This is a genomic window from Lebetimonas natsushimae, from assembly GCF_002335445.1.
GTDB classification, from domain to species: Bacteria; Campylobacterota; Campylobacteria; order Campylobacterales; family Nautiliaceae; genus Lebetimonas; species Lebetimonas natsushimae.
The window spans coordinates 274,170-298,796 of the sequence record NZ_BDME01000002.1; the positions used below are offsets into that span (position 1 = coordinate 274,170).

26 protein-coding genes are annotated in these 24,627 nt (G+C 30.0%); 11 read left to right on the forward strand and 15 right to left on the reverse strand.

The window, feature by feature from the left end; translation table 11 throughout:
* Positions 1 to 2: 2 nt before the first annotated feature.
* Positions 3 to 1,097 carry a hypothetical protein gene (locus LNAT_RS05870; protein ID WP_096259365.1) on the reverse strand — a complete coding sequence of 365 codons (1,095 nt, stop codon included), beginning with the start codon at positions 1,095 to 1,097 and terminating at the stop codon, positions 3 to 5.
* Positions 1,094 to 3,700 carry a DNA polymerase I gene (gene polA / locus LNAT_RS05875; RefSeq protein WP_096259367.1) on the reverse strand — a complete coding sequence of 869 codons (2,607 nt, stop codon included), beginning with the start codon at positions 3,698 to 3,700 and terminating at the stop codon, positions 1,094 to 1,096. The genes LNAT_RS05870 and polA overlap by 4 nt, the downstream gene beginning before the upstream one ends.
* Positions 3,701 to 3,748: 48 nt before the next feature.
* Between polA and LNAT_RS05880 the strand changes: the two genes are divergently transcribed.
* The gene (locus LNAT_RS05880; protein WP_096259369.1) at positions 3,749 to 5,881 is read left to right on the forward strand and encodes a WD40 repeat domain-containing protein; all 2,133 of its coding nucleotides are present in this window, start codon (positions 3,749 to 3,751) and stop codon (positions 5,879 to 5,881) included.
* Here the strand turns inward: LNAT_RS05880 and LNAT_RS05885 are convergent.
* The 12 genes from LNAT_RS05885 to LNAT_RS05940 all read right to left on the reverse strand — a co-directional run bounded on the left by LNAT_RS05885 (position 5,865) and on the right by LNAT_RS05940 (position 15,552).
* Positions 5,865 to 6,350 carry an NTP transferase domain-containing protein gene (locus LNAT_RS05885; RefSeq protein ID WP_096259371.1) on the reverse strand — a complete coding sequence of 162 codons (486 nt, stop codon included), beginning with the start codon at positions 6,348 to 6,350 and terminating at the stop codon, positions 5,865 to 5,867. The two genes, LNAT_RS05880 and LNAT_RS05885, sit on opposite strands and share 17 nt — an antisense overlap.
* The gene (moaC, locus tag LNAT_RS05890) at positions 6,340 to 6,813 is read right to left on the reverse strand and encodes a cyclic pyranopterin monophosphate synthase MoaC (RefSeq protein WP_096259373.1); all 474 of its coding nucleotides are present in this window, start codon (positions 6,811 to 6,813) and stop codon (positions 6,340 to 6,342) included. Before moaC ends, LNAT_RS05885 begins: the two co-directional genes overlap by 11 nt.
* Before the next feature lie 180 nt (positions 6,814 to 6,993).
* On the reverse strand, positions 6,994 to 7,236 hold the full coding sequence (locus tag LNAT_RS05895) for a hypothetical protein (protein ID WP_096259375.1): 243 nt from the start codon (positions 7,234 to 7,236) through the stop codon (positions 6,994 to 6,996).
* Positions 7,237 to 7,245: 9 nt separating this feature from the next.
* A complete protein-coding gene (locus LNAT_RS05900; RefSeq protein ID WP_096259377.1) occupies positions 7,246 to 8,007 on the reverse strand; it encodes a sulfite exporter TauE/SafE family protein in 762 nt (253 codons plus the stop codon).
* Complete coding sequence (locus LNAT_RS05905; RefSeq protein ID WP_096259379.1) at positions 8,004 to 8,399, reverse strand: rhodanese-like domain-containing protein; 396 nt, start codon at positions 8,397 to 8,399, stop codon at positions 8,004 to 8,006. The genes LNAT_RS05900 and LNAT_RS05905 overlap by 4 nt, the downstream gene beginning before the upstream one ends.
* Positions 8,392 to 8,709, reverse strand: a complete 318-nt coding sequence (locus tag LNAT_RS05910) for a hypothetical protein (protein WP_096259381.1) — start codon at positions 8,707 to 8,709, stop codon at positions 8,392 to 8,394. The genes LNAT_RS05905 and LNAT_RS05910 overlap by 8 nt, the downstream gene beginning before the upstream one ends.
* On the reverse strand, positions 8,710 to 9,066 hold the full coding sequence (locus tag LNAT_RS05915) for a rhodanese-like domain-containing protein (protein WP_096259383.1): 357 nt from the start codon (positions 9,064 to 9,066) through the stop codon (positions 8,710 to 8,712).
* Positions 9,063 to 9,446, reverse strand: a complete 384-nt coding sequence (locus LNAT_RS05920) for a rhodanese-like domain-containing protein (protein WP_096259384.1) — start codon at positions 9,444 to 9,446, stop codon at positions 9,063 to 9,065. Before LNAT_RS05920 ends, LNAT_RS05915 begins: the two co-directional genes overlap by 4 nt.
* A 72-nt stretch (positions 9,447 to 9,518) precedes the next feature.
* A complete protein-coding gene (locus tag LNAT_RS05925) occupies positions 9,519 to 12,614 on the reverse strand; it encodes an efflux RND transporter permease subunit (protein WP_096259386.1) in 3,096 nt (1,031 codons plus the stop codon).
* A gap of 39 nt (positions 12,615 to 12,653) precedes the next feature.
* Positions 12,654 to 13,736, reverse strand: coding sequence for an efflux RND transporter periplasmic adaptor subunit (locus tag LNAT_RS05930; RefSeq protein ID WP_096259388.1), 1,083 nt, complete (start codon positions 13,734 to 13,736; stop codon positions 12,654 to 12,656).
* Positions 13,733 to 15,001, reverse strand: a complete 1,269-nt coding sequence (locus LNAT_RS05935) for a TolC family protein (RefSeq protein ID WP_096259390.1) — start codon at positions 14,999 to 15,001, stop codon at positions 13,733 to 13,735. Before LNAT_RS05935 ends, LNAT_RS05930 begins: the two co-directional genes overlap by 4 nt.
* Positions 14,998 to 15,552, reverse strand: coding sequence for a TetR/AcrR family transcriptional regulator (locus LNAT_RS05940; RefSeq protein ID WP_096259392.1), 555 nt, complete (start codon positions 15,550 to 15,552; stop codon positions 14,998 to 15,000). The genes LNAT_RS05935 and LNAT_RS05940 overlap by 4 nt, the downstream gene beginning before the upstream one ends.
* Before the next feature lie 76 nt (positions 15,553 to 15,628).
* Here LNAT_RS05940 and LNAT_RS05945 point away from each other — a divergent pair, with 76 nt between their 5' ends.
* Positions 15,629 to 16,237, forward strand: a complete 609-nt coding sequence (locus LNAT_RS05945) for a hypothetical protein (RefSeq protein WP_096259394.1) — start codon at positions 15,629 to 15,631, stop codon at positions 16,235 to 16,237.
* On the opposite strand, the gene LNAT_RS05950 is transcribed toward LNAT_RS05945, so the two are convergent.
* Positions 16,234 to 17,016 carry a ferritin-like domain-containing protein gene (locus LNAT_RS05950; RefSeq protein ID WP_096259396.1) on the reverse strand — a complete coding sequence of 261 codons (783 nt, stop codon included), beginning with the start codon at positions 17,014 to 17,016 and terminating at the stop codon, positions 16,234 to 16,236. The two genes, LNAT_RS05945 and LNAT_RS05950, sit on opposite strands and share 4 nt — an antisense overlap.
* A gap of 82 nt (positions 17,017 to 17,098) precedes the next feature.
* On the opposite strand from LNAT_RS05950, the gene moaA reads away from it, so the two are divergent.
* The 9 genes from moaA to LNAT_RS05995 all read left to right on the forward strand — a co-directional run bounded on the left by moaA (position 17,099) and on the right by LNAT_RS05995 (position 24,593).
* A complete protein-coding gene (moaA, locus tag LNAT_RS05955) occupies positions 17,099 to 18,055 on the forward strand; it encodes a GTP 3',8-cyclase MoaA (protein WP_096259398.1) in 957 nt (318 codons plus the stop codon).
* A gap of 71 nt (positions 18,056 to 18,126) precedes the next feature.
* Positions 18,127 to 18,918, forward strand: a complete 792-nt coding sequence (locus LNAT_RS05960) for an SIR2 family NAD-dependent protein deacylase (protein WP_096259400.1) — start codon at positions 18,127 to 18,129, stop codon at positions 18,916 to 18,918.
* Between the two features lie 9 nt (positions 18,919 to 18,927).
* Entirely contained in the window at positions 18,928 to 19,311 is a 384-nt protein-coding gene (locus tag LNAT_RS05965; protein WP_096259402.1) for a hypothetical protein, read from the forward strand.
* A gap of 71 nt (positions 19,312 to 19,382) precedes the next feature.
* Positions 19,383 to 20,771 carry a chloride channel protein gene (locus LNAT_RS05970; RefSeq protein WP_096259404.1) on the forward strand — a complete coding sequence of 463 codons (1,389 nt, stop codon included), beginning with the start codon at positions 19,383 to 19,385 and terminating at the stop codon, positions 20,769 to 20,771.
* Positions 20,764 to 22,422, forward strand: a complete 1,659-nt coding sequence (locus LNAT_RS05975) for a chloride channel protein (RefSeq protein ID WP_096259406.1) — start codon at positions 20,764 to 20,766, stop codon at positions 22,420 to 22,422. Before LNAT_RS05970 ends, LNAT_RS05975 begins: the two co-directional genes overlap by 8 nt.
* Positions 22,423 to 22,507: 85 nt before the next feature.
* The gene (gene rpsF, locus LNAT_RS05980; protein ID WP_420795369.1) at positions 22,508 to 22,840 is read left to right on the forward strand and encodes a 30S ribosomal protein S6; all 333 of its coding nucleotides are present in this window, start codon (positions 22,508 to 22,510) and stop codon (positions 22,838 to 22,840) included.
* Positions 22,830 to 23,300: a single-stranded DNA-binding protein gene (gene ssb, locus LNAT_RS05985; protein ID WP_096259409.1), complete on the forward strand. Its 471-nt coding sequence runs from the start codon at positions 22,830 to 22,832 to the stop codon at positions 23,298 to 23,300. The genes rpsF and ssb overlap by 11 nt, the downstream gene beginning before the upstream one ends.
* A 10-nt stretch (positions 23,301 to 23,310) precedes the next feature.
* Positions 23,311 to 23,595 (forward strand): 30S ribosomal protein S18, encoded by a 285-nt coding sequence (gene rpsR, locus LNAT_RS05990; RefSeq protein ID WP_096259411.1) that lies wholly within the window; start codon positions 23,311 to 23,313, stop codon positions 23,593 to 23,595.
* A gap of 26 nt (positions 23,596 to 23,621) precedes the next feature.
* Positions 23,622 to 24,593: an alanine racemase gene (locus LNAT_RS05995; RefSeq protein WP_096259413.1), complete on the forward strand. Its 972-nt coding sequence runs from the start codon at positions 23,622 to 23,624 to the stop codon at positions 24,591 to 24,593.
* Positions 24,594 to 24,627 lie beyond the last annotated feature (34 nt).

Below are 24,627 nucleotides of genomic sequence, written 5' to 3' on the forward strand. Positions count from 1 at the left end.
TTTTAAAAATAAATTCTCTCTAAAATATTAATTAATCTCTCTCTTTCTTTTTGAATATTCTCGTTACAATTGTTAAGCTGCAAAAGTAAATTTTTAGCTTTTTGGTAATTTTTAATTTTCATATACATTACTGCTAAATCATATTTTATTATGCAGCTGTTTGGATATTTATTTGCTAATTGTTGCATTTCATCGATTAAATTTTTTGAATTTTGAGGATTTTTTGTTATTTCATTAATTATATTTTCAAATCTTTTTTTGTCTTTAAAATCAGCTTTTACATCCAAATCATCAAAAAGTTTTGCATTAAATGTAATATTATGAGGCGCTATATCTTCTATAAATTCAGAAGCAATAAGATATGCAAGTTCATCTGCTTTTTGGTTAAAGTTTAAATAAGCTTTATATTTTTTTGGGTCATTTGGATAAATTTCTTTTATATCTGCGCAGGGGTCATCAATAGAGAGTTTTTTATAAGTTTTTGAAAAAAGTAGATTGTTATTTTTATCTTTTATATTTAGTTTGGCTTTTAGTGAAATTTCTTTTTTTTCACATGTAATAGTTGCAAATTCCGGTTTACAAGATATGTTTTTTTTATAAATCTGATTGTTTATTAAAATGTAATTCCCATTTTGATAACTCTTTTTTTGAAGTAAATTAAAATCTTTTAAAGAATAATGGATGGGATTTGAAAAATTACAAAAGAACATTCCTCCTACTTCTTTACATGGATAAAGAGTTACCATACATCTTGGTTTTTTATAAATAATTTTTGCTTTTTTGTGATAAAAAGTGTCTTTTTTATTTATTTTTTCAGTTCCACTTAAGACAGATTGATAATTTTTGGGATTTATGTGAAAATAATTTGGAATAATATTATTTACTTCTTTCATTTTTTGAATAATTTTTTCTTTTAGATTAGCTTTATCATTTTGAATATTGTCTATTTTTATGAATTTTATTTTTTCATTTTGTATTTCTTTTGGTTTTTCTACAGTATAAATATTTATTTCCTTATTACTACAGCCTGTAAAAAATATTATAAAAAATAAAATAATTACTAATTTTCCATTTTCCATTATCCATTTTCTATTCATTTAAGCTCCCCCCATCTTTTTCCAAAGCTAATTCCAACTTTTAAAGGTACATTTAATTTTACAACGTTTTCCATTATTTTTTTGTATTCTTTGGCTTCTTTTTCATTTTCTATTTCAAAAATAAGTTCATCATGAATTTGGAGTATCATTTTGACTTTAGGATTATAATTTTTGATATCAATCATTGCTTTTTTTATAATATCTGCCGCACTTCCCTGAAAAATAGTATTTACAGCTTCCCTTTCGAATGCAGCAATATTTCTGGCATTTGCAGCTGCAAAATCAAAAAATCTTCTTCTTTTAAATAGAGTTTCAACATAGCCTCTCTCTCTTGCTTCGGCTTTTGTTTTTTCCAGGAAATTTTTAACAGTAGGAAATGAATCAAAATATCTTTTTATAAATTCTTTTGCTTCTTTCATGGAAATATTGATTGTCTCACTTAGTTTTTTAGGCCCCATTCCATAAATCAGACCAAAATTTATAGATTTTGCGATACTTCTTGTTGTTCCTATAATATCCGCAGTTTTTTGGTGAATGTCACTGTTTTCAAGAAATGCTTTTACAAGTTCCGGGTCTTGACTGAAGTGAGCAAGTAAGCGAAGTTCTATTTGGGAATAATCCAAACTTACAAAAAGTTTTTCGGCAATAAATGCGTTTCTTATATTAATTTCTGTTGATGTTGGAATATTTTGTAAATTTGGATTTTTACTTGAAAGTCTACCTGTAGCTGTACCGGTTTGTAGAAAGTTTGTATAAATTTTGTGGTTTTTATCTTTTTTTGCACGTTCTTTTAAAGGGATTATATAAGTTGAAAAAAGTTTATCAAGTTTTCTGTATTCAAGCAGTTTTTCAATAATGGGATGGGCATTTTTTAGTGAATTTAAAACTTTTTCATCTGTTGAATATCCTGTTTTTGTTTTTCTTTTTGCAGGTAGTTTAAGCACTTCAAAAAGTATGTATCCAAGTTGTTTAGGACTTTTTATATTGAATTCATTTCCGGCTAAATTATAAATTTCTTGTGTTAGGTTTTGAAGTTTTTGGGATATTTTTATTTCAAGTTTCTCCAAATATTCAATATCCACTTTTATACCTTCGTTTTCCATATCGATTAACAGATTTATAAAAGGCCATTCGATGTTTTCCAAATCCCATTTAACCTCATCCCATATTTTTTCTTTTAATTTTTCATAAAGTTTTAAAGTAATAAAAGCATCTTCGGCTGCATATTTTGCGGCTGTAATTAAATCAATATTTGAGAAATTTTGATTTTTTCCTACAATTTCTCTAAATTTTATATTTTCATGGTTTAAATATCTTTTGGCCACACTGTCAAGCCCTACTGCGGAATCAGGATCTGTTATCCATGCAAGTATCATCGTATCGGCAAATGGAATAGGGGTGTTGATTCCGTATTTTCTTAACATTTTAAAATCAAATTTTAGATTGTGTCCAATAACTTTTTTTTGCAAAATTTTTTCTATGGCTTTTAGTGCTGCATCTTGCGGTATTTGTTTTTCTACTCCCAGATAATTATGGTTTATAGGTACATAATAAGCCCTTTTCTCTTCAAAACAGAAACTAAATCCCACAATGTTTGGATTTTCAATACTGTCTGTTTCTGTATCAAAAGCCACAATTTTATCACCAATTTTATCTATTGTCTCAAACAACTCTTTTTCATTATCTAATAAAACGGCGTCAAATTCTATATTTTTACTTTCAGGCTCTTTTGTTTTTATAAAAAGCCCGTCTTTTTTGACTCTGTCAACTATACTTTTTATATCCAAATCAATTAATTTATCAGCTACTTTTAAAACAGGGTTTATTTCAGGATATTTAAACTCTTCCAAGTTTATACTATCAAACAAATCTGTTTTTAAAGTTACAAGTTTTCTGCTTAAAAATGCATTTTCCCTGCCTTCAAGGAGTCTTTTTTTTACAGCCCCTTTTATTTCATCAATATGAGCGTATATATTTTCAAGGGTGTGATATTGATTTATAAGTTTTGCTGCCGTTTTTACACCGATTCCCCTAACTCCCGGGATATTATCGCTTGAATCCCCCACTAATGCCTGAAAATCCCTGAAATCTTTAGGATGGACACCAAATTTTTTAAAACACTCTTCTTCATTTATTTCTATTTTTTTTATAGGGTCGAATATTACTATTTTATCATCGTCAATTAACTGATACATATCTTTGTCATGGCTTACTATTTTTACTTTTATACCGTTTTCAGAAGCTACAGTGGCAAGGCTTGCTATTAAATCATCACTTTCAAACCCCGGACTTTCAAGCATTTTAAATCCCATTTCTTTGATTAAATCAATAGCAATTGGAAGTTGGGTTTTTAAATCTTCGGGGGCTTCGGGACGGTTTGCCTTATAATCTTTATATATTTCTTTTCTAAAAGTCTCTTTTTCTTTGCTGTCCAATGTAAATACCACATAATCGGTTGGAAAATCACGGCCAAGTGAAACTATAAAATTCATAAATCCTGTAATCATTCCTGTGGGAATTCCTTTTTTACTTTTTAGAGGTGGCAGGGCATAGAAATTTCTAAATAAAAATCCAAAAGTGTCAATTATCGTAAGAGTAGCCATTAAAAACCTTTTTTGTTAAAATATTAACATATTTTTAAAGGATGGAAAGTGGAGCCTATAAAGCGTATAACAATAAAAACACCTATAAGTAAAATTAAATATATTGGAAATAATAAATTTTGTGTAGTTGATGAAGAAAATACATTAAGGATATATTCATTAAAAGATTATAAATTAATAGACGGATTTAGAGTTAAACTTCCTAAAAACAGGCCTTTAGAAAACGGAGTAGATATATCACAAAGAGGTAAATATTTGGCAGTTGCCGTTGACGGAAAGAAAAAAACATCTGTTTGGGATATTGAAAATAAAAAACATATTTTTACTCTCGGATGGCATAAAGGGAATGTTTTAAGTGTAAGTTTTGATAAAGAGGAAAAATATATTTTAACAGGAGGTGAGGACGGCAGGGCATATTTATGGTCACTTGCTACCGGTAAAATGATTGGAGCATTGCCTCCTAATGCTGATTATATCCTTTCGACAGATTTTAGTTTGAATTCCCTTTGGGCTGCTACCGGTAGTTATGACAGGTCTATTACAATTACTAATATTACTTCATTGGATTTTTCATATAGAAAAAAATCGCATAGAGGCGCGGTTACAAAATTGAAATTCATATCAAATCAAAGAATGATAAGCGGAGATAAAACAGGTGAACTTATTGTTTGGAATTATGCAAAAGGGAGTGTTTTAAAAAGACTTCCTAATATGATAGATCAAATTGTAGATGTATGTGTTGATGAAAATAGTAAATTTTTATTTGTAATTTCAACTTATTCAAAAGTGGTGTTATATTCATTAGAAAATTATGAGCAGATAACAGATGAATTCATAAAACTTGTTTCAAATCCAAGTTCTTTGGAGTATATAGTTGACAAGCATTATTTAATTGTTGGTACTCTCGATGGAGATATTTGTATATATGATTTACTTTCGGATGAAAGGGAATTAAAAGCTTTAATAAAATCAAAAAAATATACTTTAGCTTATGAACTTTTAAATAAAAATCCGTTTTTGCAGGCTACAGAAGCTTATAAAATTTTAGAAAATGAATGGAACAAAACATTAAATGTCGCTCATAAATTTTTGGAAAAAGGAGATATAGAAAATGCAAAAGAAGTTTTGAAACCTTTTATGGATGTTTCTGTAAAAAGAATAATAATACAAAATTTATTAAAAGATTTTAAAGAATTTGATAAATTTAAAAATGCCGTGCTTAATTTAAAATATCCTCTTGCATATTCTTTAGCTAATCAATACCCTTCTTTTAAAGATACGATTTATTATAAAAAAATGGAAGAAGACTGGAAAAAAGTGTTTAATTTGGCAAAAGAAGCTGTTTTAAAAGAAGACAATATAGAAAAAGCCAGAGAAATTCTTAAACCGTTTAGAGGAGTTCCGCAAAAGACCCCTCTTATGCAAGCACTTTTTAATGAAAAGCAATTATACAATTTATTAAAAGAAAAATTAGCAAAAAAAGATTTTAAAGAATTTTTTATTTTGGTAAAAAGGTTTCCGTTTTTAGCCGAAACAGAAGAATACAAAACAGCAATAAATTTTGCAAAAATACTTGATAATAAAATCCAACTTTTATTAAAAAAAGGAGATTATAAAAAAGTAATTGAATATGCCAAAATTCTTGAACAGTTTCCCGGATATGAAGAAAAAGCAAAGGAATATAAAGAACAGGCTCGAGTCTTAATGGATTTTCAAAGATTGCTTGCTATGAAAGATTATCATGCTGTTTTTGAAAATGTAAAAATGTACCCGTTTTTAGAAGAAACGAGTGATTATAAATTATTTCAGCAGGAAATAAACGCTAAATTAATAAAAGCTGAAAAATACGCTGCGAAAGGGGATATTGAGGGAATATTGAAAAGTGTGGGGGATTTGGTGAAAATAAAAGAATATTCAATAAGAATAGCAAATTTAATTAAAAGTGCTTATCTGCAACAGATTATTTCACTTTTAGGTAAAAAAATAAAAGGTGAAAAAACCGATGCATTAATTCAAAAGGGTATTAAAAACTATATCAATTTATTCGGATTTGATTTGGAAATCGGGGATTTAATTGAAAAAGCCAAAAAATTAAAAGTGAATATTAATTTAGAAAATATCAGTGAAGGAAATATTGCTAATCTGCTTAACAGAAAATTACCTGTTAAAATTTACGGATAAGTTTTAAATCCTCTTTTTTATTTATGTTAATTAGTTCTTTGTTGTTGATTCTGATTTTTTTAGGATTTATGTGAAAAAGTCTTAAATCAGTTTTTGTCGATTCTTTTATTTTTTTAAGCATTGTGTAATCATAATAACCGATTAAAGGATTTTTAGAGGCGGTGGCTTTATTATTTAAAAGTTTTTTTATAGATTTTTCGGAAATTAAAGGTGTATCCACGCTTAAGACAAAAATTTTTTTTTCTTTTTTTATAATTTCTTCCAAAGCAAAAATGGGAGCAAAAATTTTAGATTTTTCAATAAAAAAAGGATATTTTTTGAATTTTTTTTCTTTTGCCACAAAAAATACATTTTTAAATATTTTTTTGCATTTGTCAAATTGGATTTTATAAAACAGTTTTGATTTATCGTCTCCAAATCTGCTAGATTTACCACCTACAAGAATAAAACAGGGAATTTTATTTTCCATCTCTTCTAAATTCTCCTGATTTTCCACCCGCTTTGTAATCCAAATGTATATTTGTTATTTCCATACTTCTGTCTATTGCTTTTGCCATATCGTAAATAGTAAGAAGACCGATACTTACGGCGGTTAATGCTTCCATTTCAATACCTGTTTTTGAAGTTGTTTTTGCTGTAACTATTAACTTAAATCCGTTTTCAATTTCTTCAACATCCACATCTATTCCGTCTATTAAAATATTGTGACACATTGGAATTAATTCGCTTGTTTTTTTGCCTCCCATTATCGCTGCAACTATTGCTGTTTGTAAAACCGCACCTTTTTTTGTTTTTTCTTCTAAAATAGCTTTTTTTGTGCTTTTTTGCATATGAATTTCACCACTTGCCACTGCAATTCTTTTTGTAACAGCTTTTTCTCCTACATCCACCATTTTAGGATTGTGTTTTTCATTTATATGAGTCAGTTTCATAACTAGCCTTTTAAAAATTTTTTAATATTATAATGTAAAATTGACCAAATTATACTGCCTAAAATAAAACCGGGAAGAAAAGAAAGTTTTAAAATATTTAAAATTATTAATGTTATCAATAAAGATATTATAAGAGGTAATAAATCTTTCATATCAGCCTTTTTGAGAATTATAGTATATTTATTTTTTTATTTCACATTTTTTGGCCCGGATTTCTTTGATATGGGTAACTTTTTTAATTAAATCATTAAGCATTTCATATTCCTCAGAATCGGTGTCTCCTTCTTTTTTAAGATGTTCTCTTCTTGTTTTTAAAATATCAAGCCATTCATCTATCACTTCATCCGGAATATCGCAACGTTCTGCTTCTTTTTCTTCCTTTTCTATTAACCAGTCTGCAAGTTTTGACAAAATTCTATGCATACTTTCTCCTTAAATCAAATGATAATAATGCAAAATAGAATAAATAATTTTAATATCAAGCAAGATTAAAATAACGGCGATAAATTTTTTGACCTGCTGTGGGGTTAAGCGGTAATGCATTATTTTATCTCCCAAATATCCTCCAAGAATTGCTGCAATACTTACATCTAAAAGCATTAAATAATCTATTTTGGTGATGGTTAAATATGTAAAAAATCCACTGAGTGTTGAAAACGGCAATACAAAACTTACCATATAGGCAGATGTTTTTGCGTCGAATCCAAGCAGAATCAAAGCCGGTAAAATCAAACTTCCACCGCCCACTCCCATTAGTCCTGATAAAAAACCGACACCGAGTCCTAATGCCACCATTACCCACTGTTTTGTGTAGTGAAATTTGGCCTCTTTTTTCTTTTTAAACATTAAAAATACGGCTAATATGATGAACATAGCCAAAAGTATTTTTACATAAACCGGTGGGATAAACTTACTTGAATAAGCCCCGAGAGGTGCTCCTATAATTGAGGAAATTGCAAGCGGAAGAGTTGCCCTTATATCAAGAACCCCTCTTAAAAAGTTCATAATACTTGCAGTAATTGTGCTCATTGAATTGATAAAAAGTCCAAATGCTTTTGCCACATTTAAAGGTAATCCCAGGGAGTTGAAAAGAGGGACCAGGACTATGGCCGAACCGACTCCTCCCATTGCAAATATTGTTGAAAAAATTAGGGTTAAGACAAAAAATTCTCCATAATAGAGCAATTCATTCATTCGGCTTCTCCTATTTTTAATAAATAATCTCTGGCTTTATTTCCTCTTAAGTAATCAACAAGTTTAAGTAATCCGTCGGTTAAATATCTGGCTTTATATCCTTTTAGTGTTAAAAATAACCTTGCCATTTCAGATCTGTCATAATGAGGGCATACTGTAACAATTGTTTTATTTTTATCAAGTTCATTTAATCTGTTAGGTAATTCATTTAAAGGAATGTTTTTTATAAACCCAATATGCCATGCTTTATATTCTTCTTTAAATCTGATGTCAATTATTTCACATTCATCTTTTTCGTATAATTCAAGCATTTCTGGAATTTGGATTTTCATTTTTTTTCTTTCATTATAATCAAAATTTTTCAAATATTCATCAAAAGTGATTTCATTCATTTTTTTCCTTTAACAGTTTTTCAAAAATTTCTTTTATTTCTTCAGCCTGGATAAGCCCTTCAAATAAGATTTTTCCATTCATTTTAATACATGGGTCTTTCCCACATCCTTCATCTATTGCTTTAAGTGTGTCATGGTTATAAAAAACCTTTATTCTTAAGGGCAAATGTTTTAAAGTGCACATAATTCTTTTTGAAATTTTTAAACATTCCAGTTTACTGCCGTAAATATATAAAACAAATAAAGGCCACTCAGGGTGGCTTCCATTTAATATTTCACCTTCTTTAAGCGGATGACATGCATCATACATTTAATCTACTTTAAGTTCTTTTGCTTTTCCGCCTTTAAAAGCTTTCATAAGTTCAAGAAGTCCTTCTGTTAAAAATTTTGCATTAAAACCTTTATCCACTAAAAAAGCCGCTGCAAATGAAGATCGGCTATTACCCGGACATGCGGTTACAATCAGTTTATCTTTTGGCAGTTCGTTAAATCTGTTTTCAAGTTCATTTGCCGGGATGTCAATCGCAAAAGGCAGATTCCATACTTTTTTTTCAAAAGCCATTCTGATATCAAGTAAAACAGCTTCACCTGCATTAAATTTTTTGGTAAATTCTTCTAAAGATATTTTTAATTCATTGTTGCCTTTTGGTGTTGCGTATTTAATCATTTATTCTCCTTTTTTTCTTTAAATTTTTTTGCTTCCCCTCCGCTTATTTCAAATAATAATTCTTTAAATCCACCTGTTAAATTTTTAGCTTTAAAGCCTTTATATCTTAAATATTCAGTTGCTTTGTTGCTTCTAAAACCGGCTGGACATGCACATATTATAATTTTATTTTTATCGAGTTTGTCTAAATTCTCAGGCAATTTATTAAAAGGTATATGAATTGCAATTTTAAATTCAACCAAATCATTTTCAAAATCTTCCCTCACATCAATCATTATCGCTTTATCATTTAAAAGCAGTTCTACTGCCTCTTTAGGAGATATTTTACTTTCTCCCATATCTTTTAATGTGGTGTTTTTTACAAATTCGTCATAAGTCATGATTTCCTCCTTACTTAACGTTTAGTAAGTAAATTATACCACACAGTTTTTTTTGTGTCAAGAGAAGAAGAATTATTTTTCTAATTCTTCTTCCATTTTTTCAAAAATATTTGTTTTTTTATTGTCCGGGTCAGTTGCATAAGCAATCATTGGAACATACACAAGGGTTAGAAGTGTACCGATTAAAAGGCCTCCGATTGCAACATCTGCAAGAGGTGAGAGTCTCTCAAGCCCTACTGCCTGTTCAAGTGCGATAGGAATCATACCAGCAATTGTACCAAATGCTGTCATCATAACAGGCCTGAACCTGACTTTAATAGCCTGAAGTGCCGCATCAAATGGTCTGTTGCCTTCTTTTTTATATTCTTTATAAAAGTCAATAAGCAGTACCGCATTTTTAATAATGATACCGAAAAGTAGTAAAATACCAACAAGGCTTGGCATACATGAAGGTTTGTGCATAATAAGCATTCCCCAGGCTGCTCCAATCATAGAAAGCGGTAATACCAAAATCATAATAAAAGCAAGTCTGAAAGATTCATAAACAACGCTTAATGTTAAAATCAATACAACAATTCCTATTGCAATTGCTTTTAACATTCTTGAAAACGAATCTTTCATTTCAGAAATATCCCCTGCCTGGTCGTAATTTGTTATACCGGTTTTATGCAATAATTTTTCAGCATCTGCTGTGATTTTGCTGACAGGTCTAGTTGCCCTGTATCCTTCTACATCGATTGAATAAAGCAGTCCGTCCCTTGTAATTTTATTGTAAGTTAAATTTGGTTTAATGTTCGCAATTTCTTTTAACGGAATTACGCCTTTTGGAGTGTTGATAAGTATATATTTTAAACTTTCGGGATTTTCGTATTTTTTATTGAATCTTACTCTCACAAACTGAACATTCATGCTGCTAAGGTCTGAATTAATTGTAACTACTTTATCATTTAATGCAATTTGAGATATTACTTGAAAAGGAGTTATTCCGTAACTTAGGGCTTTGTTTTTGTCTATTTTGATGACAGCCTCCTGCATATCTTTATCCCAGCTTATTTTTATAGTTGTAAGCCCTTTTATGTGATATAAAAGTTTTTCAATTTTATGGGCAATATCTGGTAAATGCTCATAATTTTCATCTCTTATTTCAATATCAAGCGGTGCGCTGATAGTGGATAAGGCTGTTGCACCAAAATCAAACACTGCAAGTTTTTTAACACCCTGTAGGTTTGCTAAATGATTTCTAACTTCGTTTTCAAGCTGCCAGATTGTTTTATTTCTTTTAAATCTGTTTACAGCGGTAATTGTCATGGTCACACTATTTCCGGCACCTCCACCGCCCAGAGATAAAACACCTTTTTCAGTTCCGATTGAAACAGAACTTCTCTCAAGCCACGGCTGCTTATCCAACCATGCAAAAAATGGTGCAAGTCTTTTTTTTGTTTCGTCTGCATTGATATTGTTAGAAAATTCCAAACTGACTTTCATAATACCTGTATCCATTGGAGGCATTACATCCCTTCCGATTGTCGGCATAATATTTTTTAGACTTAACATTAAAGTTAATATTGCAGCAGCCATAATCAGCATTCTTCTTAAAGGATAAAATTTTCCATTTGAAAATTTAATAATTCCAAGATAAGGAATAATTAATTTTCCTATAGTTTTTTGATAAAGTGCTTCAAAAAATTTTTCTATTTTTGTTTTTGAAAAGCCGTTTTTATAAAGCAAAAGTGAAAGTTTTGGAATAAATGTAATAGATAAAAACCAGCTTATAAGCAGTGCAATAATCAGTGTTTCAATTAGAGGTCTGAATATTTTCTGCGGGAATCCTCCTACAAACATTAATGGAAATGTAATTGCTATGGTTGAAATAGTACCTGCAAAAATTGGGCTTAATACTTCTTTTGTCCCGTTATAAATGGCATCTTTTAAATTTTCGTTTTCTTCCAGGTGTCTTTCAATGTTTTCAAGCACTACGACAGCATCATCTGTGAGCATTCCAAGAGCTAAAATAATGGCTGTATAAATTACGATATTTAAACCTTGTCCTGTAAGATAAAGAAAAGCGATTGTTCCAAAAAACACCATAGGAATAGAAACTGCCGCAGCAACGATTGCCCTAAAGTTTCCAAGGAAAAAGAGCAATACTAAAAGTGTATAAATAATAGCGTCACGCAAAGCTTCCAACATATTAGTATTCGCTGTTTCTACAAGTTCTACCTGGGTGTCTGCAATTTTTACTCCGATATTCGGATATTCTTTTTGAATAACTTTCATAATAGCTCTTGCAGCTTTTGCTGTATCAAGGACGCTGCCTCCTGGAGCCCTCTGAACGGATACGGCAATTGATGATTTATTGTCTCCGATATAACCACTGTTGTTTGTCTGATAAATCCATTTTATATCTGCTATATCTTTTAGTTTTACATTTGGCAGAATAAAACTCTCTTTAAGTTTTTTAACGTCATCTTTTTCACCGTAAAAACTGAGTGTCAAAAATCCGTCTTTACTTTTGATAAATCCAATTGGTAAATCTTTATTCGATGCTCTTATTATATTTATAAACGAATCAAGAGATAAATTGTATTTTTTTAATTTTTTAGGGTCTATTTTAACCATTACCGCACTCTGGTATCCTCCGAAAATTTCCACGTTTCCAATATCAGGAGAAGATAAAAGTTTCGGTTTTATATAACTTTCTGCAATTTTTCTTATTTCGGCCAAATTGATTGAATTATTTTTTGGATAAAGCGAAAAAACATCAACAGGTAAAGTAAAATCACCCACTAAATAAATTGCAGGTATTGCGTTTGCCGGAAGTTTATCTTTAATACGGTTTAGGGCATTATTAACATCAACCGCTGCCGCCTGAAGTCCTTTTTTATAATCAAAAACCACATGGACTATTGAAAAGTTTGGAACATTTGTAGATTTTATCTCATATACATTGCTAAGAGTTCCCATTTCTTCTTCAATAGGTTTTGATACCATTGAAGCAACTACACTCGGTGTAGCCCCCGGCACAGTGGTAAATATTACAACTTCAGGTCTGTTTGCATCAGGAAAAAGATTTTTTGGCATTTTAATAAGTCCAAGCACTCCAAATACAAACATACCAATAATAATTGCGGTTAATAAATAACCTCTTTTATAAAAAAATTCAAACATTTCCTGTCCTTTTAAATTTCAATTTTTCATTTTCCATTTTCAATTTTCCATTATTTTTATAGGATATCCTGCTTTAATTCTAAGTAAAATATCAGGTTTAGAAATTATTACAGGGGAATTTATTTTTTCTTTTACCGCTACACCTTCGGTTCCTTTTGCCAAAATATGAACTTCTTTAATTTGAGCATGCTTTCCGTTTGGAATAAATACATAGTTTTTACCATTTATTGTTAGAATTGAATTATAAGGTAAGATTGTGGCATTACCATTAAAACTTACTAATTTAATTTTTACTTTTTCTCCTAAGATTAAATTTTTGTCATTTACATTTATTTTATAGCTAGGTATGCCGTTAAATGTGGAATTTAGAGCAATTAAATTATACATTTTGTTTTTGTAAATAGCCTTTTTAAAATTATCAGGCACTGCTACAAACAGATAATTTCCTTTATTTGTTGCAATAGTTAAAAGAGGTTTTCCAGGAAATGCATTATCTCCTTTGTTTACAAATTTTTGAGCAATTACTCCGTCAATCGGAGATTTGATTTCTGTATATTTCAAATCATTTAAGATAGCTGTTTTTTGAGCTTTTAAAGAATGCAGGGTATTTTTATCGGCTTGAATTTGTGCTTTTAGACTAGCAAGTTTACTCTCTTCTGCCTGATACTGCTCGATACTTGCCATTTTTACTTTTAAAAGAGCAGCGGTTCTTTTGTGGGTTGCGATTAAATTTTTTAGTGTAATGTTTTCTGCATTAAGTTTTTCTCTAAGAGATTTAATTTTTTCATTTGTTGCTTTGAGGTTTGCTTTTAAATTTGTATCGTCAATTTTTGCAACTATAACGCCTTTATGTACCACTTCTCCCGCATTTACAATACATGTAACTTTACCTGTAAATTTTGTTGTAACTGTAATTTGGGAATCGTTTTTAACAAGCGCTAAATACGGATATGTTAAAGTCGCCTGTGTTTTTGGCTGTATAGTTTTTACAACAATCGGATATATTTTTGCTGCTGCTAATTTTGCCTCTTCTGCTTTTCTTTTTTTAACCAATTTTACTCCACCTATTACTAAACCTATGGCAATCAGTATTACAATACTCCAAGCGATTAATTTTTTCATTTGAATATCCTTTCTAAGTTATTTCCATAAATAAATGCAAGATTTGCGATTAATGAATTTTTACTAGCAATTAAATTTGCCAAATTTGCTTTGGCAAGTGCTAAATCATCTTCATATTTTAAATAATCATCCACTGTCATTCTGTTTAATTTAAATGCCACTTTTGCTCCTTTTAGCAGTTCTTGTTTTATTTCAATTGAATTTTGAGCTAAAACTATTGATTTTTTAAGTTCTTTTAAAGTATCTGTTATTTTCATAACTTCTGCGTTTAAATCCTTTATTGTTTTCTGAATTTCTAGGGAATTTTGAAGTTTTTCTATTTTAGCTTTTTGAATTTCTGCGCTGTTTTTTCTGTTAAATATATTCCAGTTTAAATAAATACCGGCACTTGCATAATTTAATGCCAGTTTGTCGTCATTATTGTATGCATTTGCAAAGGCTCTGTATCCTTTTATCTGAAGTGTTAATTTTGGCCAGAATGAATCTTTTGCAATTTTTACGTCATAATTACTTGCCGTTAAATTTTCTTTCAGTGGTTTAACGGCTAAAAATTCTTTTTTTTCAATATTTGAATTTGCAGTGATTTGAACAGGAGAAGATAATTTTATTTTTGTAAGTTTGTAAATTTCCGAAACGACAGAATCTATTTGTGTATTAATATTAGATATTTTTATATCTATCTGGTTTAGGGCGTCTTTAAGCCTTAAAGCGTTAAATTCAGGAATTCTTCCGACTTTTACACCAACTTCTATTGCTTTTAATGTAGTGCTGATTGATTTTCTTTCTTTAATTAAAGCTTCTTTTAATTTTATTAAATAATTGTATTTGCTAAGAAGCGTTATTAATAAACTTTCCCTTTTTAAAAGATTGATTTTTGCCTTATATTCAGTTGCTTTAAGTAAATGGGACATTTTATTTTTGGTATCGTAAATATTTTTTACAAAAACAGGCATTGATGCGGAAAAGCCGATTTTTTCAATATTTTGGGAAAACGGATAACCTCCGTGTTCCATTCCTATTTTTGCTGACACTGTAGGAGGAAGCGGTCTTAGATTGGTTGGGGTTGAAAAATGCTCTGCACTTGCAAAAAGAGAAATGCTAGGATATAAACTGTTTACTATCTCTTTTTTTATTGTTTTGGTTTTTTTAATTAGTACCGAATCAATTTGCGTATCAGGTGTTTTTTTAATGGCATTAAACAGCTCGCTTAAATTTGCAGCGTTTAGTGAGATTGCCGCTATTAGTGCAATAGATAGTTTTTTCATTGTTTCGCCTTTATGTAATTTGTTATTGTCAACATCAATTCTTCCTTTAAATTAAATTCGCTTGAAATTTTGCAGCATGTAATAAGAGATGTTATTTTTTTTCTTATTTCCATTGTATTTAAATATGTTGTAAAAGATGAAATTATCATATTTTGAATAAAGAATGGGTTTATATTTGTTTTTTTTAATATTTTGTTTAGAGTCTGGATCATTTTGGTAATTATTGAAACTGCCTCTTCATTTAAATTTCTAAATTCACATGAAATTTCTTTTGAAAGCAGTTTTGATAGCAAGGGTTCTTTTGTAAAAAAAGCGTGCAAAGAATCGATATAATTTTCCAAATCTTTAAAAATATTTCCTGAAATTTTAAATTCAAGTGAGATAAAATAATTGATGAAAATGGCATTGTATAAATCATTTTTGTTTTTGAAATGATAATAAAGCGCCGGTTTTGTAATATTTAGTTCTTTTGCAATTTTTTCTAAACTTGTGTTTTTGTATCCTTCGATTGCAAAATGTTTTAAAGCTGTTTTAATGATTTTTTGTTTCATTTTTATCCTTACTTATCAGTAGGTAGATTGAATTATAAAATTTTTTTGTTAAAATGTCAATAAAAAAAGGAAAGAAATGAAAAAATTAATTTCTATAATTGCAATTTCTTCAATAATGTTTGCGGCAAACACTAACAATAACGATGAATTAAATAAAAAGCTTGATTTAATACTTCAAAAAATGAACGAACTTGAAAAAAAAGTTGAACAAAGAGACGAGCAGATTAAAGAATTAAAAAAAGAATTGAAACAGGAACAAAAGAAAATTCAATTACAGGTAAAAAAACAGCAGGAAACTCAAAAAAAAGAAATTGAAAATAAATTGATACTTAGCAGTTGTAAAAATATAGGAGTAAGCAATTTTTCTTATAAATATCATGATGATGTAATCCCTTATTATACATTAACTTATACATTGACAAATAAATATCCTAAAAAAATTGTTCATTTAAAAGGCGATTTGATTGTTGAGGATAAAGATGAAGTTAAAATACTGCAGGATTATATAGACAGGGATGTGGATTTAGCTCCTGGCCAAAGTGTTACAATTAAAAAGGTCCATACAGTAACAAGCGATATGGAAAAAGAGCTGGCAAATGAAAAATCTGAAAATTTAAAAGTAATTTTTGAAGTAATCAGGGCTGATCTGGCTGATGGCGGAAGGGTTGAGTGCGGAATTTTTTAACATACCTTTTTTCCGCTGAGTATATTCAGTTCATCACAGCTAAAACCTGCTTTTAATCTTGCCGCCACATTTAAATCTTTCTTTTTCCAGTCTTTAAAGAAATTGTCAACTATTTGAAAATATGTTTCAATTGGATTTAAATTTTCTTTTTCACAAGCCCATTTAAACCATTTATCACCTTTTTTTACGTGAGGAATTTCCTCTTTTAAAATAATTTCAAGTGTATTGATAACTTCATTTGCAAAAGGGTCGTTATATTTTTGCAGTCTGTTTATTATCTTTTCGTTTGCATCAAGTCCGTTTGCCTCATACCATCTTGGAATTATTGCCATACGGGAAAGTAAATCCTGAGTTTTCTGGCTCGCTTCAAAAAGTGAATTATGAACAGGAAAATCCCCATGTTTGTATCCTGTTTTTTCAAGAAGATTATTTATCAGTTTAAAATGTCTTATTTCATCTTCTGCTACTTCCAGCCAGTCTTTGTAAAATTCAACCGGCATATTTCTAAAACGATATGCAGCATCAAGTGCTAAATCTATTGCTGAATATTCAATATGAACTATAGCGTGAAGTAAAACGGCTTTTTTTTCATTTGTTTCAAAGCCCCTGCGTCTCGGAACTTTTGCAGGCGGGACAATTTTGCAAAAAGATGTATAGCTTGGTTTTTCAAAAAATTTTGCTTTTTTGTCTGTAGCAGGGATGATTTTAATTTTTTTGATTATGTTTTCTTTTTCATTCACATCAGTGGAATTTATGGCTTTTTCTAAAAGTTCATACATAAAAAACCTTTTTATTTAATTATAACATTTTTCTTTTTTTATGCTACAATCCGTTATATAAAAATTTATATAAGGTAGAAAAATGTTAGTTGATCCGTTTAACAGGGTGATAGATTATATTAGGGTTTCTGTTACAAGCAGATGTAATTTCAGGTGTTTATATTGTATGCCAAATACTCCGTTTGAGTGGGAACCTAAAGAAAACGTGTTAAGTTATGAGGAGATGTTTGAATTTTTACGTTTGGCAATTGATGAGGGAATTAAAAAAATAAGATTGACAGGCGGAGAACCGTTAGTCAGGAAAGATTTGGACAAGTTTGTAAAAATGCTGCATGATTATAAACCGGAACTTGATTTGGCACTTACCACAAATGGTTATTATTTAAAAAAATATGCCAAAAAGTTAAGAGATGCAGGGCTTAAAAGGGTGAATATCTCTCTGGATTCACTTAAAAAAGATGTGGCTAAAAAAATTGCCCAAAGGGACTGTCTGGATAATGTATTAGAAGGGATTGATGAGGCTATAAAGGTCGGATTTAGGGTAAAATTAAATACTGTTGTTATGAGAGGAATAAACGATAATGAAATTTTGGATTTACTGGAATTTGCAAAAAATAAAGGTGTTCAGATAAGATTTATTGAATTTATGGAAAATGAAAGGGCATATCCCGGAATTAAAAGGGTCGATTCCAAAGAAGTTTTGGAAAAAATAGGCAGCAGATATTCTTTTAAAGAACTACCTAAGAAAAATGAGGCAAGTAAAAATTTTGTATTGGATGACGGCAGTGTTTTTGGTATTATAGAACCTCACAATGAAGAGTTTTGCAAAAGTTGTAATAGAATAAGGTTGACGGCTGAAGGGTATTTGATACCTTGTTTGTTTTTTACGGAAAGTTATAATATAAAAGAGGCTATAAGAGAGGGTAATATACAAAAAGCCGCTGAAATTTTAAGGGATGTTGTAAAAAATAAACCTGAAAAAAACGACTGGCAGGAAGAGAAAATAAGTGATAGGGCTTTTTGGGAGACTGGGGGATAATTTTAATGTATAATGGAAAATGGATAATGTAAAATTAAAAGTTAAAAGTGAAAAATTAAATAGGTGAAAAAATGGAGAATATAAGAAAGGCGGCTGAAGCGATAAAAAAAGCCAGTCATATTTTAATAACTGCCGGGGCCGGGATTGGTGTTGATAGTGGACTTCCCGATTTCAGGGGAAGAGATGGGTTTTGGAGGGCATATCCGGTTGCAAAAAAACTTGGACTTTCTTTTGAGGCCTTGGCAAATCCGAAATGGTTTGAAATTAATCCTGGACTTGCATGGGCATTTTACGGCCACAGGTTGAAAATATATAGGGAGACCACCCCTCATGGGGGTTTTAATATTTTGCTTAATTTACCCCAGGATAAATTTGTTTTTACCTCAAATGTTGACGGACATTTTCAAAAAGCCGGTTTTAGTGAATTAAAAATTGTGGAAATTCACGGAAGTATCCATTATTTGCAATGTACCAAGCCCTGTAGTGGCGATATTTGGGAAAATAGGGAAAATATTGAAATTGACGAGAAAAAATTTAAGGCTTTAAATTTTCCTAAATGCAAAAATTGTGGCATAATTGCAAGACCTAATATTTTGATGTTTAGTGATTTTAGGTTTGTGGACAAAAGGGTTAAGCTTCAGCTTGCTCGCTTTGAATACTGGCTTCAAAGAGTGGATAATCTAGTGATTATTGAAATAGGAGCCGGCACTGCGGTACCGACTGTCAGAAATATGAGTGAAAGAATCAGGAATTCTTTTGGAAGCACTCTTATTAGAATTAATCCACTTGAGAGTTTTGGAGCCGATATTCAAATAAAACTTGGAGCATATGAGGCATTAAAAGAAATTCAAAAATATTTATAAAGGTAAAAAATGAAAAAATTGTTACTTGTTTTAATTTCAATTTATTTATTTGCATTTAATTTAAATCAAAATTATAAGTGTGAAACACTTGGTTTTTCTTTTAAAAAAGACGGGAAAATTTACAATGTGCCAAATGATGTAAAAACGAATAAACAGTTGCAAAAAGATTTGGGAAAATTATACAAAATCAGTTTTATACCGGTAAAAAATGCAATTAAATTAACTGTCGGCGATAAAAATGACACATTGCCTTACATTCAGACTATAAAAAACAAATTAGACGTATATGTTACAAGAGATAGACAAGTTATAGTCTTTTTAGATAAAAATGTATCACAGGTGGCTGTTAAAATACCATCTCAGCAAATGGTAATTTTTTATCAGTGTAAATAAATTTTTAAATTATTTTTGTTTAAATATTAAATTTATTTTAAATTTGTTGTATAATATCCCAAGGGGATAAAATGAAAGAAAAATTGGAAAATTTTTTTGCACGGCTTATTCTTGGGAAAAATGAACACTTAGATGTTATCGATTATATTAAAAAAACGTTTAGATATATAATACATTCCCAGGTTATGAAAGTAGATTTACTTTCAATTTTCTTTTTTATAGGCAAATGGCTTCCTTTTGCCGTTGCCATTGGAATTACCACGGGGGTGATTGCCTCTTTAATGGATTTATTAATTGTCCATATAAATAAACATTTAAATTCCAATATAATTTATTTATTTATTTATCCTTTGTTAATTTCCGTTATTACGGGTTTTGCTTTAAAACAGGATGCAAAAATCGGAGGTCCGGGAATCGGTTTTGCGGTTTTACATTTAAAAACCCCCTTTTTTTTAAAAGCTAAAACACTTTTATTTAAATTAATAATTTCTATTTTTGTACTTTCAGGAGGATTCATAGCGGGAAGGGAAGGACCGTCTTTTTTCTTGGGAGTCGGTCTTGGTGAATGGCTTGGCAAGGCATATGGATTTTCAAGAAAGTTTAAAAATATGCTGGGTCTTATAGGCGGTGGCGCTTTTACAGGTGCTTTGCTTAAAGCCCCTCTTGGAAGTTCTATTTTTGCAATGGAACTTGAAAATACTTATGATTTTGATTACAGACCTTTTGTGCCTATGATTGTTGCATCTATTACCAGTTATTTGACTTTTTCATTTTTTAGGGGAAACCACGCCTTTATTAATTTGGTAAAAAAGCCTGTTTGGTATTTGAATGATATTCCGTATATTATTTTAATGGGTATAGTTATTTCAGTAATTATATATATTTATACTATAACTTTTCATTTTCTTCAGAAATCTTCAAGAATTATTCCGGTAAACAGACGACCTGTAATAGGTACAATTATTTCAATTCCTTTTTTAATCGGGATTTATTATACAACTCACAATATTGATATTTTATCAGCTCCGGCGAACATGGAAATACTTTCAAATTTAGCCCAGCATCAGTTTAGTATAGAAATGGATATTGCTTTTATTTTATATACAATAGTAATTACATCTTTTACTTTGGCTTTCGGTATTCCGGGAGGTCTTGTTTTACCCGTTTTGATAATCGGGGCGGCTGTCGGTAATATTTTTGGAAATTATTTTCCTGACGAAATTGCAATGTTTACATTAGCCGGGATGGGAGCGGCTTTGAGTGCGGCTGCAAAAACTCCTCTTGCGGCAATAGTCATGATTACTGAAATGAGCCATGACGATGTGGTGATTCCTATGACCGCCGCTGTTATTACCAGCTATCTTACAAGTTTTGGATACAGCCTCTATCTTGGACTTGAAAATCCTTTTAGAGGCGATTTAAAATCCCTTCATTCACATATGAAAAATAAAAATGATTAAAAATATTGTTCATTTTTTTATAATACCTTTTTTTTTAGGTGTAATAGGTGGATTTTCTGCCATTATATTCAGATGGCTTATAAAAATTTTCACTATGTTTAATGAAAAATTAAATATTTTCCAATCAAATTATTTTTATTTAATTTCAATTCCTGTTATTTTTTTATTATCAGACTGGCTGATAAAAAAATTAAAAATTTCATCTGAAAATGTGACACTTGATTTAATAGCAAAAAAAGTTATTTTATTAAAGGGAAAATTTTCTAAAATTAAAGGATTTTTGGTTCTGTTTTTAACGAGTCTTAGCATTGGTTTTGGTATTCCTGTGGGTAGGGAAGGTCCGATTGCTAAACTAGGGGGGCTTTTAAGTGAGATTTTTTTAGAAAAATTAAAAATAGAAAAAATAAATTTTCCAATTTATCTTGGTGCTGGTATTGCATCTGCAATTGCAGCCACCTTTAACGCACCGGTTGCCGGGGCAATACTGGGACTTGAAATAATAATTGGTAAAATAAATTCTTATATAATTATCCCTTTAATTATTTCTATAGTCACGGCAACATTTATATCAAGAGAATTTATCGGTAATTTTGCTGCATTCATTGTGCCGCATCTGAGCTGGAACGAGGAATATGTTTTTTTTATACCTTTTGAGGCATTGTTTATTTCCGTTCTTTGTCTGATTGTAATAGAAGGATTGGAATATTTAAGAGTTTTAAAAGTAAAAAACCGTCATTATTGGCATAAATATATTGTTATTTTGGGATTATTCGCTGGTGTAATAATTTCATTGGTACCTGAAAGTGCCGGGATCGGATATGAACATATTACAACTATTTTAAATGACAATTCTTATTCTGTATCATATATTTTTATAATTTTGGCGGCTAAAATCATCGGTTTGATTTTAAGTATTGGAAGCGGGCTTTTTGGAGGAATTATGTCTCCTAGTATTTTTATAGGCTCGTTTGGAGGATACTGGTTTGGAAGTGTTTTTGATTTTTTAGGAATAGATCCGAGGGTGTTTGCGGTTGTAGGGGCTGCATCAATGCTTGCGGGAATTACAAAAACACCTCTTAGAAGTTCAGTTATTATTACAGAGCTCACACATTCTTATCAGTTGGTTTTACCTATTTTAGTGGCTTCAAGTTTAACCGTTTTTTTAATTTCTTTAATAAAAAGGGATACATTTTTTAAACGTTCTCTTCTTCAAAAGGGTATTGATATTGAAAATAAAGAAATTTACAAATTTTTAAAAAACTGTAATTTAGAAAAATATTTGGTAAAAATTCCGGCAATAAAAGAAAAATTTTCAGTTTACAGGGCTTCGCTTTTAATTAAAAAAAATAAATTTAATATTTTAGCTGTTGTTGATGATAACGGAAAATTAATCGGACTAATTACACTTACCGATATAAGAAAAAGCTTTTTACTAAATAAAAAACATTTAGAAATAAAAGATATTATGACGAAAAATCCTTTTGTAATAAAAACCAATTCCTCTTTGGAGGATATAATAAGGGCGATTGGTCTTATTGAAAACAGATTTGTACCATATACAGATGAAAAAGGAAATTATTTGGGGTTTATAGATTTGAGATCTCTTGTAAAAGATTTGTCTATAACTTACAATTCGTTTTATTTGAAATAAAAAGATTTTTTTAGTATAATTCCACTTCAATGCCTCCTTGCTCCGGCATGGGGCTATAAAAACAGCCATAAGGAGAGATCTAATGATTAGACATTATGAAACAATGTTTATTTTAAAACCGACATTAACGGATGAAGAAAAGGAAAAAAACCTTCAAAACATGCAAGAACTTATTGCAAAAGAAGGTGGTGAAGTAGTTGCGCTTGATAAAATAGGTATTAGAGAACTAGCATATCCTATTAAAAAATTTGAGAGAGGAGATTACTATATAATTTATTACAAAGCTCCGTCAAATGCAATGTTAGAACTTGAAAGACAGATGAGATACAACGAAGATTTATTAAGATTTATGACAGTAAAATACGAAAATAAAAAAGAAATCAAACGCTGGGAAGAGATGGCAAAAAATGTACAATAAAATTATCCTTGTAGGAAATTTAACAAGAGACGTAGAATTAAGATATTCGCCTGCAGGGACAGCTATTGCAAAATTTGGAATTGCTACAAACAGAACGTATAAAGATACAGTTACAGGTGAAAATAAACAGGAAGTTATGTTTATAGATGTAACAGTTTTTGGTAGAAGCGCGGAAATTGCCAATCAGTATTTAAGAAAAGGCTCAAAAGTTTTAGTTGAGGGTAGATTAGTATTAGACCAATGGGTAGACAGCAGTGGTCAGAAAAGAAGCAAGCATTCAGTTGTAGCTGAAAAAGTGCAGTTTATGGAAACAAAAGCTGAGGCTGAAAGAAACAGAAGTTATGAAAATTCTTATGAAGCACCTCAGCCTCAATCTCAAGCACCTAGAGGACAAACACAACCTAAACAAAATAATGAAATTCCATCAATTGATATTGATGAAGACGAAATACCATTTTAAAGGATAGATAATGGCACAAGATCCAAAGAAAAAATACGGAAAAAAAAGATGTAAATATTGTGAAATGAAAGTTGATTATATCGGATACAAAGATATTGATCTTATTAAATATTCATTGTCTGAAAGATATAAAATTATGCCAAGAAGATTAACTGGTACTTGTAAAAAACACCAAGATATGGTTCAAAAAGCTATTAAAAGAGCAAGACAGGTGGCATTAATCCCTTATGTAGTAGACAGAAAAAGAGTTGTTGAAAATCCTTTTGAGGCTATTAAACCTCTTAAATCTAAATAATTCTCCCCTTTTTATGGGGCTAATTTATGGCTACAATTTATCTTAATAAAAAAAATCTTTTTTATAATCTAGATAAAATTTCACAAGTTAATCCGAATATACTTGCAGTAATTAAAGACAACGCTTACGGACATGGAATAATTACTTTTTCAAAAATGTTAAGGGAATACGGAATTAAAAAAGTATGTCTCAGAAATAATTTTGAAGCCGAACTGGTAAAAGACATTTTTGAAGAAGTAATAATTTTTTATCCAGGAACTAACAGAAATGCCAAAAACATATCTTATTCTATAAATTCACTGATTCAACTTAAAAAAAACCGACACCCTTATATTCATTTAAAAATAGATACCGGAATGCACAGAAACGGTATTTTAATGGAAGAATTGGAAGAAGCTTTAGAAATTATTAAGAAAAAAGAATTAGAACTCAGAGGTGTTTTTTCTCATTTTTGTTGTGCTGATGAAACTACTCCAGATACTTTTATTCAATATAAAAGATTTGAAGAAGTTAGAAATAGAGTTATTGAATTTTGCAAAAAAAATAATTTAAATATTCCTTATTTTCATTTAGCAAATTCCGAAGCCCTTCTTAAGCTTCCAAAAACTTTTGATTATGTGCGCCCAGGTATTGCAATGTACGGTGGAATTGACGGATTTAAGCCTGTTATGAAACTTGTGGCAAAAACCATTTCAAAAAGAAAAATAACTTCTCTTCAGGGAGTTGGATATAACAAAAAATTTATAAGTAGCAAAGATATGACCGTTTCAACTGTTGATGTGGGATACGGTGATGGAATCCCTTATTTTACAAACGGCTGCGAATTAAAAGAAACTCAGGCTCTTGGTAAAATTTCTATGGATTCAATGATAGTTGAGGGCGATTTTGATGAAGTTATCATTTTTGATGATGTAAAGGAGTTTGTTAAAAATTTTAACACCATAACTTATGATATTTTAGTAAAAATGTCTCCTAAAATAAAAAGGATAATAAATTGAAAATGAAAAATGTAAAATGTAAAATTAAAAGGTA

Excerpts from the sequence above, each read along its gene's own strand:
- LNAT_RS05870 (WP_096259365.1), bottom strand. The coding sequence starts at position 1,097 with ATGAATAGAAAATGGATAATGGAAAATGGAAAATTAGTAATTATTTTA.
- polA (WP_096259367.1), bottom strand. The coding sequence starts at position 3,700 with ATGGCTACTCTTACGATAATTGACACTTTTGGATTTTTATTTAGAAAT.
- LNAT_RS05885 (WP_096259371.1), bottom strand. The coding sequence starts at position 6,350 with ATGGAAAATAAAATTCCCTGTTTTATTCTTGTAGGTGGTAAATCTAGC.
- moaC (WP_096259373.1), bottom strand. The coding sequence starts at position 6,813 with ATGAAACTGACTCATATAAATGAAAAACACAATCCTAAAATGGTGGAT.
- LNAT_RS05895 (WP_096259375.1), bottom strand. The coding sequence starts at position 7,236 with ATGCATAGAATTTTGTCAAAACTTGCAGACTGGTTAATAGAAAAGGAA.
- LNAT_RS05900 (WP_096259377.1), bottom strand. The coding sequence starts at position 8,007 with ATGAATGAATTGCTCTATTATGGAGAATTTTTTGTCTTAACCCTAATT.
- LNAT_RS05905 (WP_096259379.1), bottom strand. The coding sequence starts at position 8,399 with ATGAATGAAATCACTTTTGATGAATATTTGAAAAATTTTGATTATAAT.
- LNAT_RS05910 (WP_096259381.1), bottom strand. The coding sequence starts at position 8,709 with ATGTATGATGCATGTCATCCGCTTAAAGAAGGTGAAATATTAAATGGA.
- LNAT_RS05915 (WP_096259383.1), bottom strand. The coding sequence starts at position 9,066 with ATGATTAAATACGCAACACCAAAAGGCAACAATGAATTAAAAATATCT.
- LNAT_RS05920 (WP_096259384.1), bottom strand. The coding sequence starts at position 9,446 with ATGACTTATGACGAATTTGTAAAAAACACCACATTAAAAGATATGGGA.
- LNAT_RS05925 (WP_096259386.1), bottom strand. The coding sequence starts at position 12,614 with ATGTTTGAATTTTTTTATAAAAGAGGTTATTTATTAACCGCAATTATT.
- LNAT_RS05930 (WP_096259388.1), bottom strand. The coding sequence starts at position 13,736 with ATGAAAAAATTAATCGCTTGGAGTATTGTAATACTGATTGCCATAGGT.
- LNAT_RS05935 (WP_096259390.1), bottom strand. The coding sequence starts at position 15,001 with ATGAAAAAACTATCTATTGCACTAATAGCGGCAATCTCACTAAACGCT.
- LNAT_RS05940 (WP_096259392.1), bottom strand. The coding sequence starts at position 15,552 with ATGAAACAAAAAATCATTAAAACAGCTTTAAAACATTTTGCAATCGAA.
- LNAT_RS05945 (WP_096259394.1), top strand. The coding sequence starts at position 15,629 with ATGAAAAAATTAATTTCTATAATTGCAATTTCTTCAATAATGTTTGCG.
- LNAT_RS05950 (WP_096259396.1), bottom strand. The coding sequence starts at position 17,016 with ATGTATGAACTTTTAGAAAAAGCCATAAATTCCACTGATGTGAATGAA.
- moaA (WP_096259398.1), top strand. The coding sequence starts at position 17,099 with ATGTTAGTTGATCCGTTTAACAGGGTGATAGATTATATTAGGGTTTCT.
- LNAT_RS05960 (WP_096259400.1), top strand. The coding sequence starts at position 18,127 with ATGGAGAATATAAGAAAGGCGGCTGAAGCGATAAAAAAAGCCAGTCAT.
- LNAT_RS05965 (WP_096259402.1), top strand. The coding sequence starts at position 18,928 with ATGAAAAAATTGTTACTTGTTTTAATTTCAATTTATTTATTTGCATTT.
- LNAT_RS05970 (WP_096259404.1), top strand. The coding sequence starts at position 19,383 with ATGAAAGAAAAATTGGAAAATTTTTTTGCACGGCTTATTCTTGGGAAA.
- LNAT_RS05975 (WP_096259406.1), top strand. The coding sequence starts at position 20,764 with ATGATTAAAAATATTGTTCATTTTTTTATAATACCTTTTTTTTTAGGT.
- ssb (WP_096259409.1), top strand. The coding sequence starts at position 22,830 with ATGTACAATAAAATTATCCTTGTAGGAAATTTAACAAGAGACGTAGAA.
- rpsR (WP_096259411.1), top strand. The coding sequence starts at position 23,311 with ATGGCACAAGATCCAAAGAAAAAATACGGAAAAAAAAGATGTAAATAT.
- LNAT_RS05995 (WP_096259413.1), top strand. The coding sequence starts at position 23,622 with ATGGCTACAATTTATCTTAATAAAAAAAATCTTTTTTATAATCTAGAT.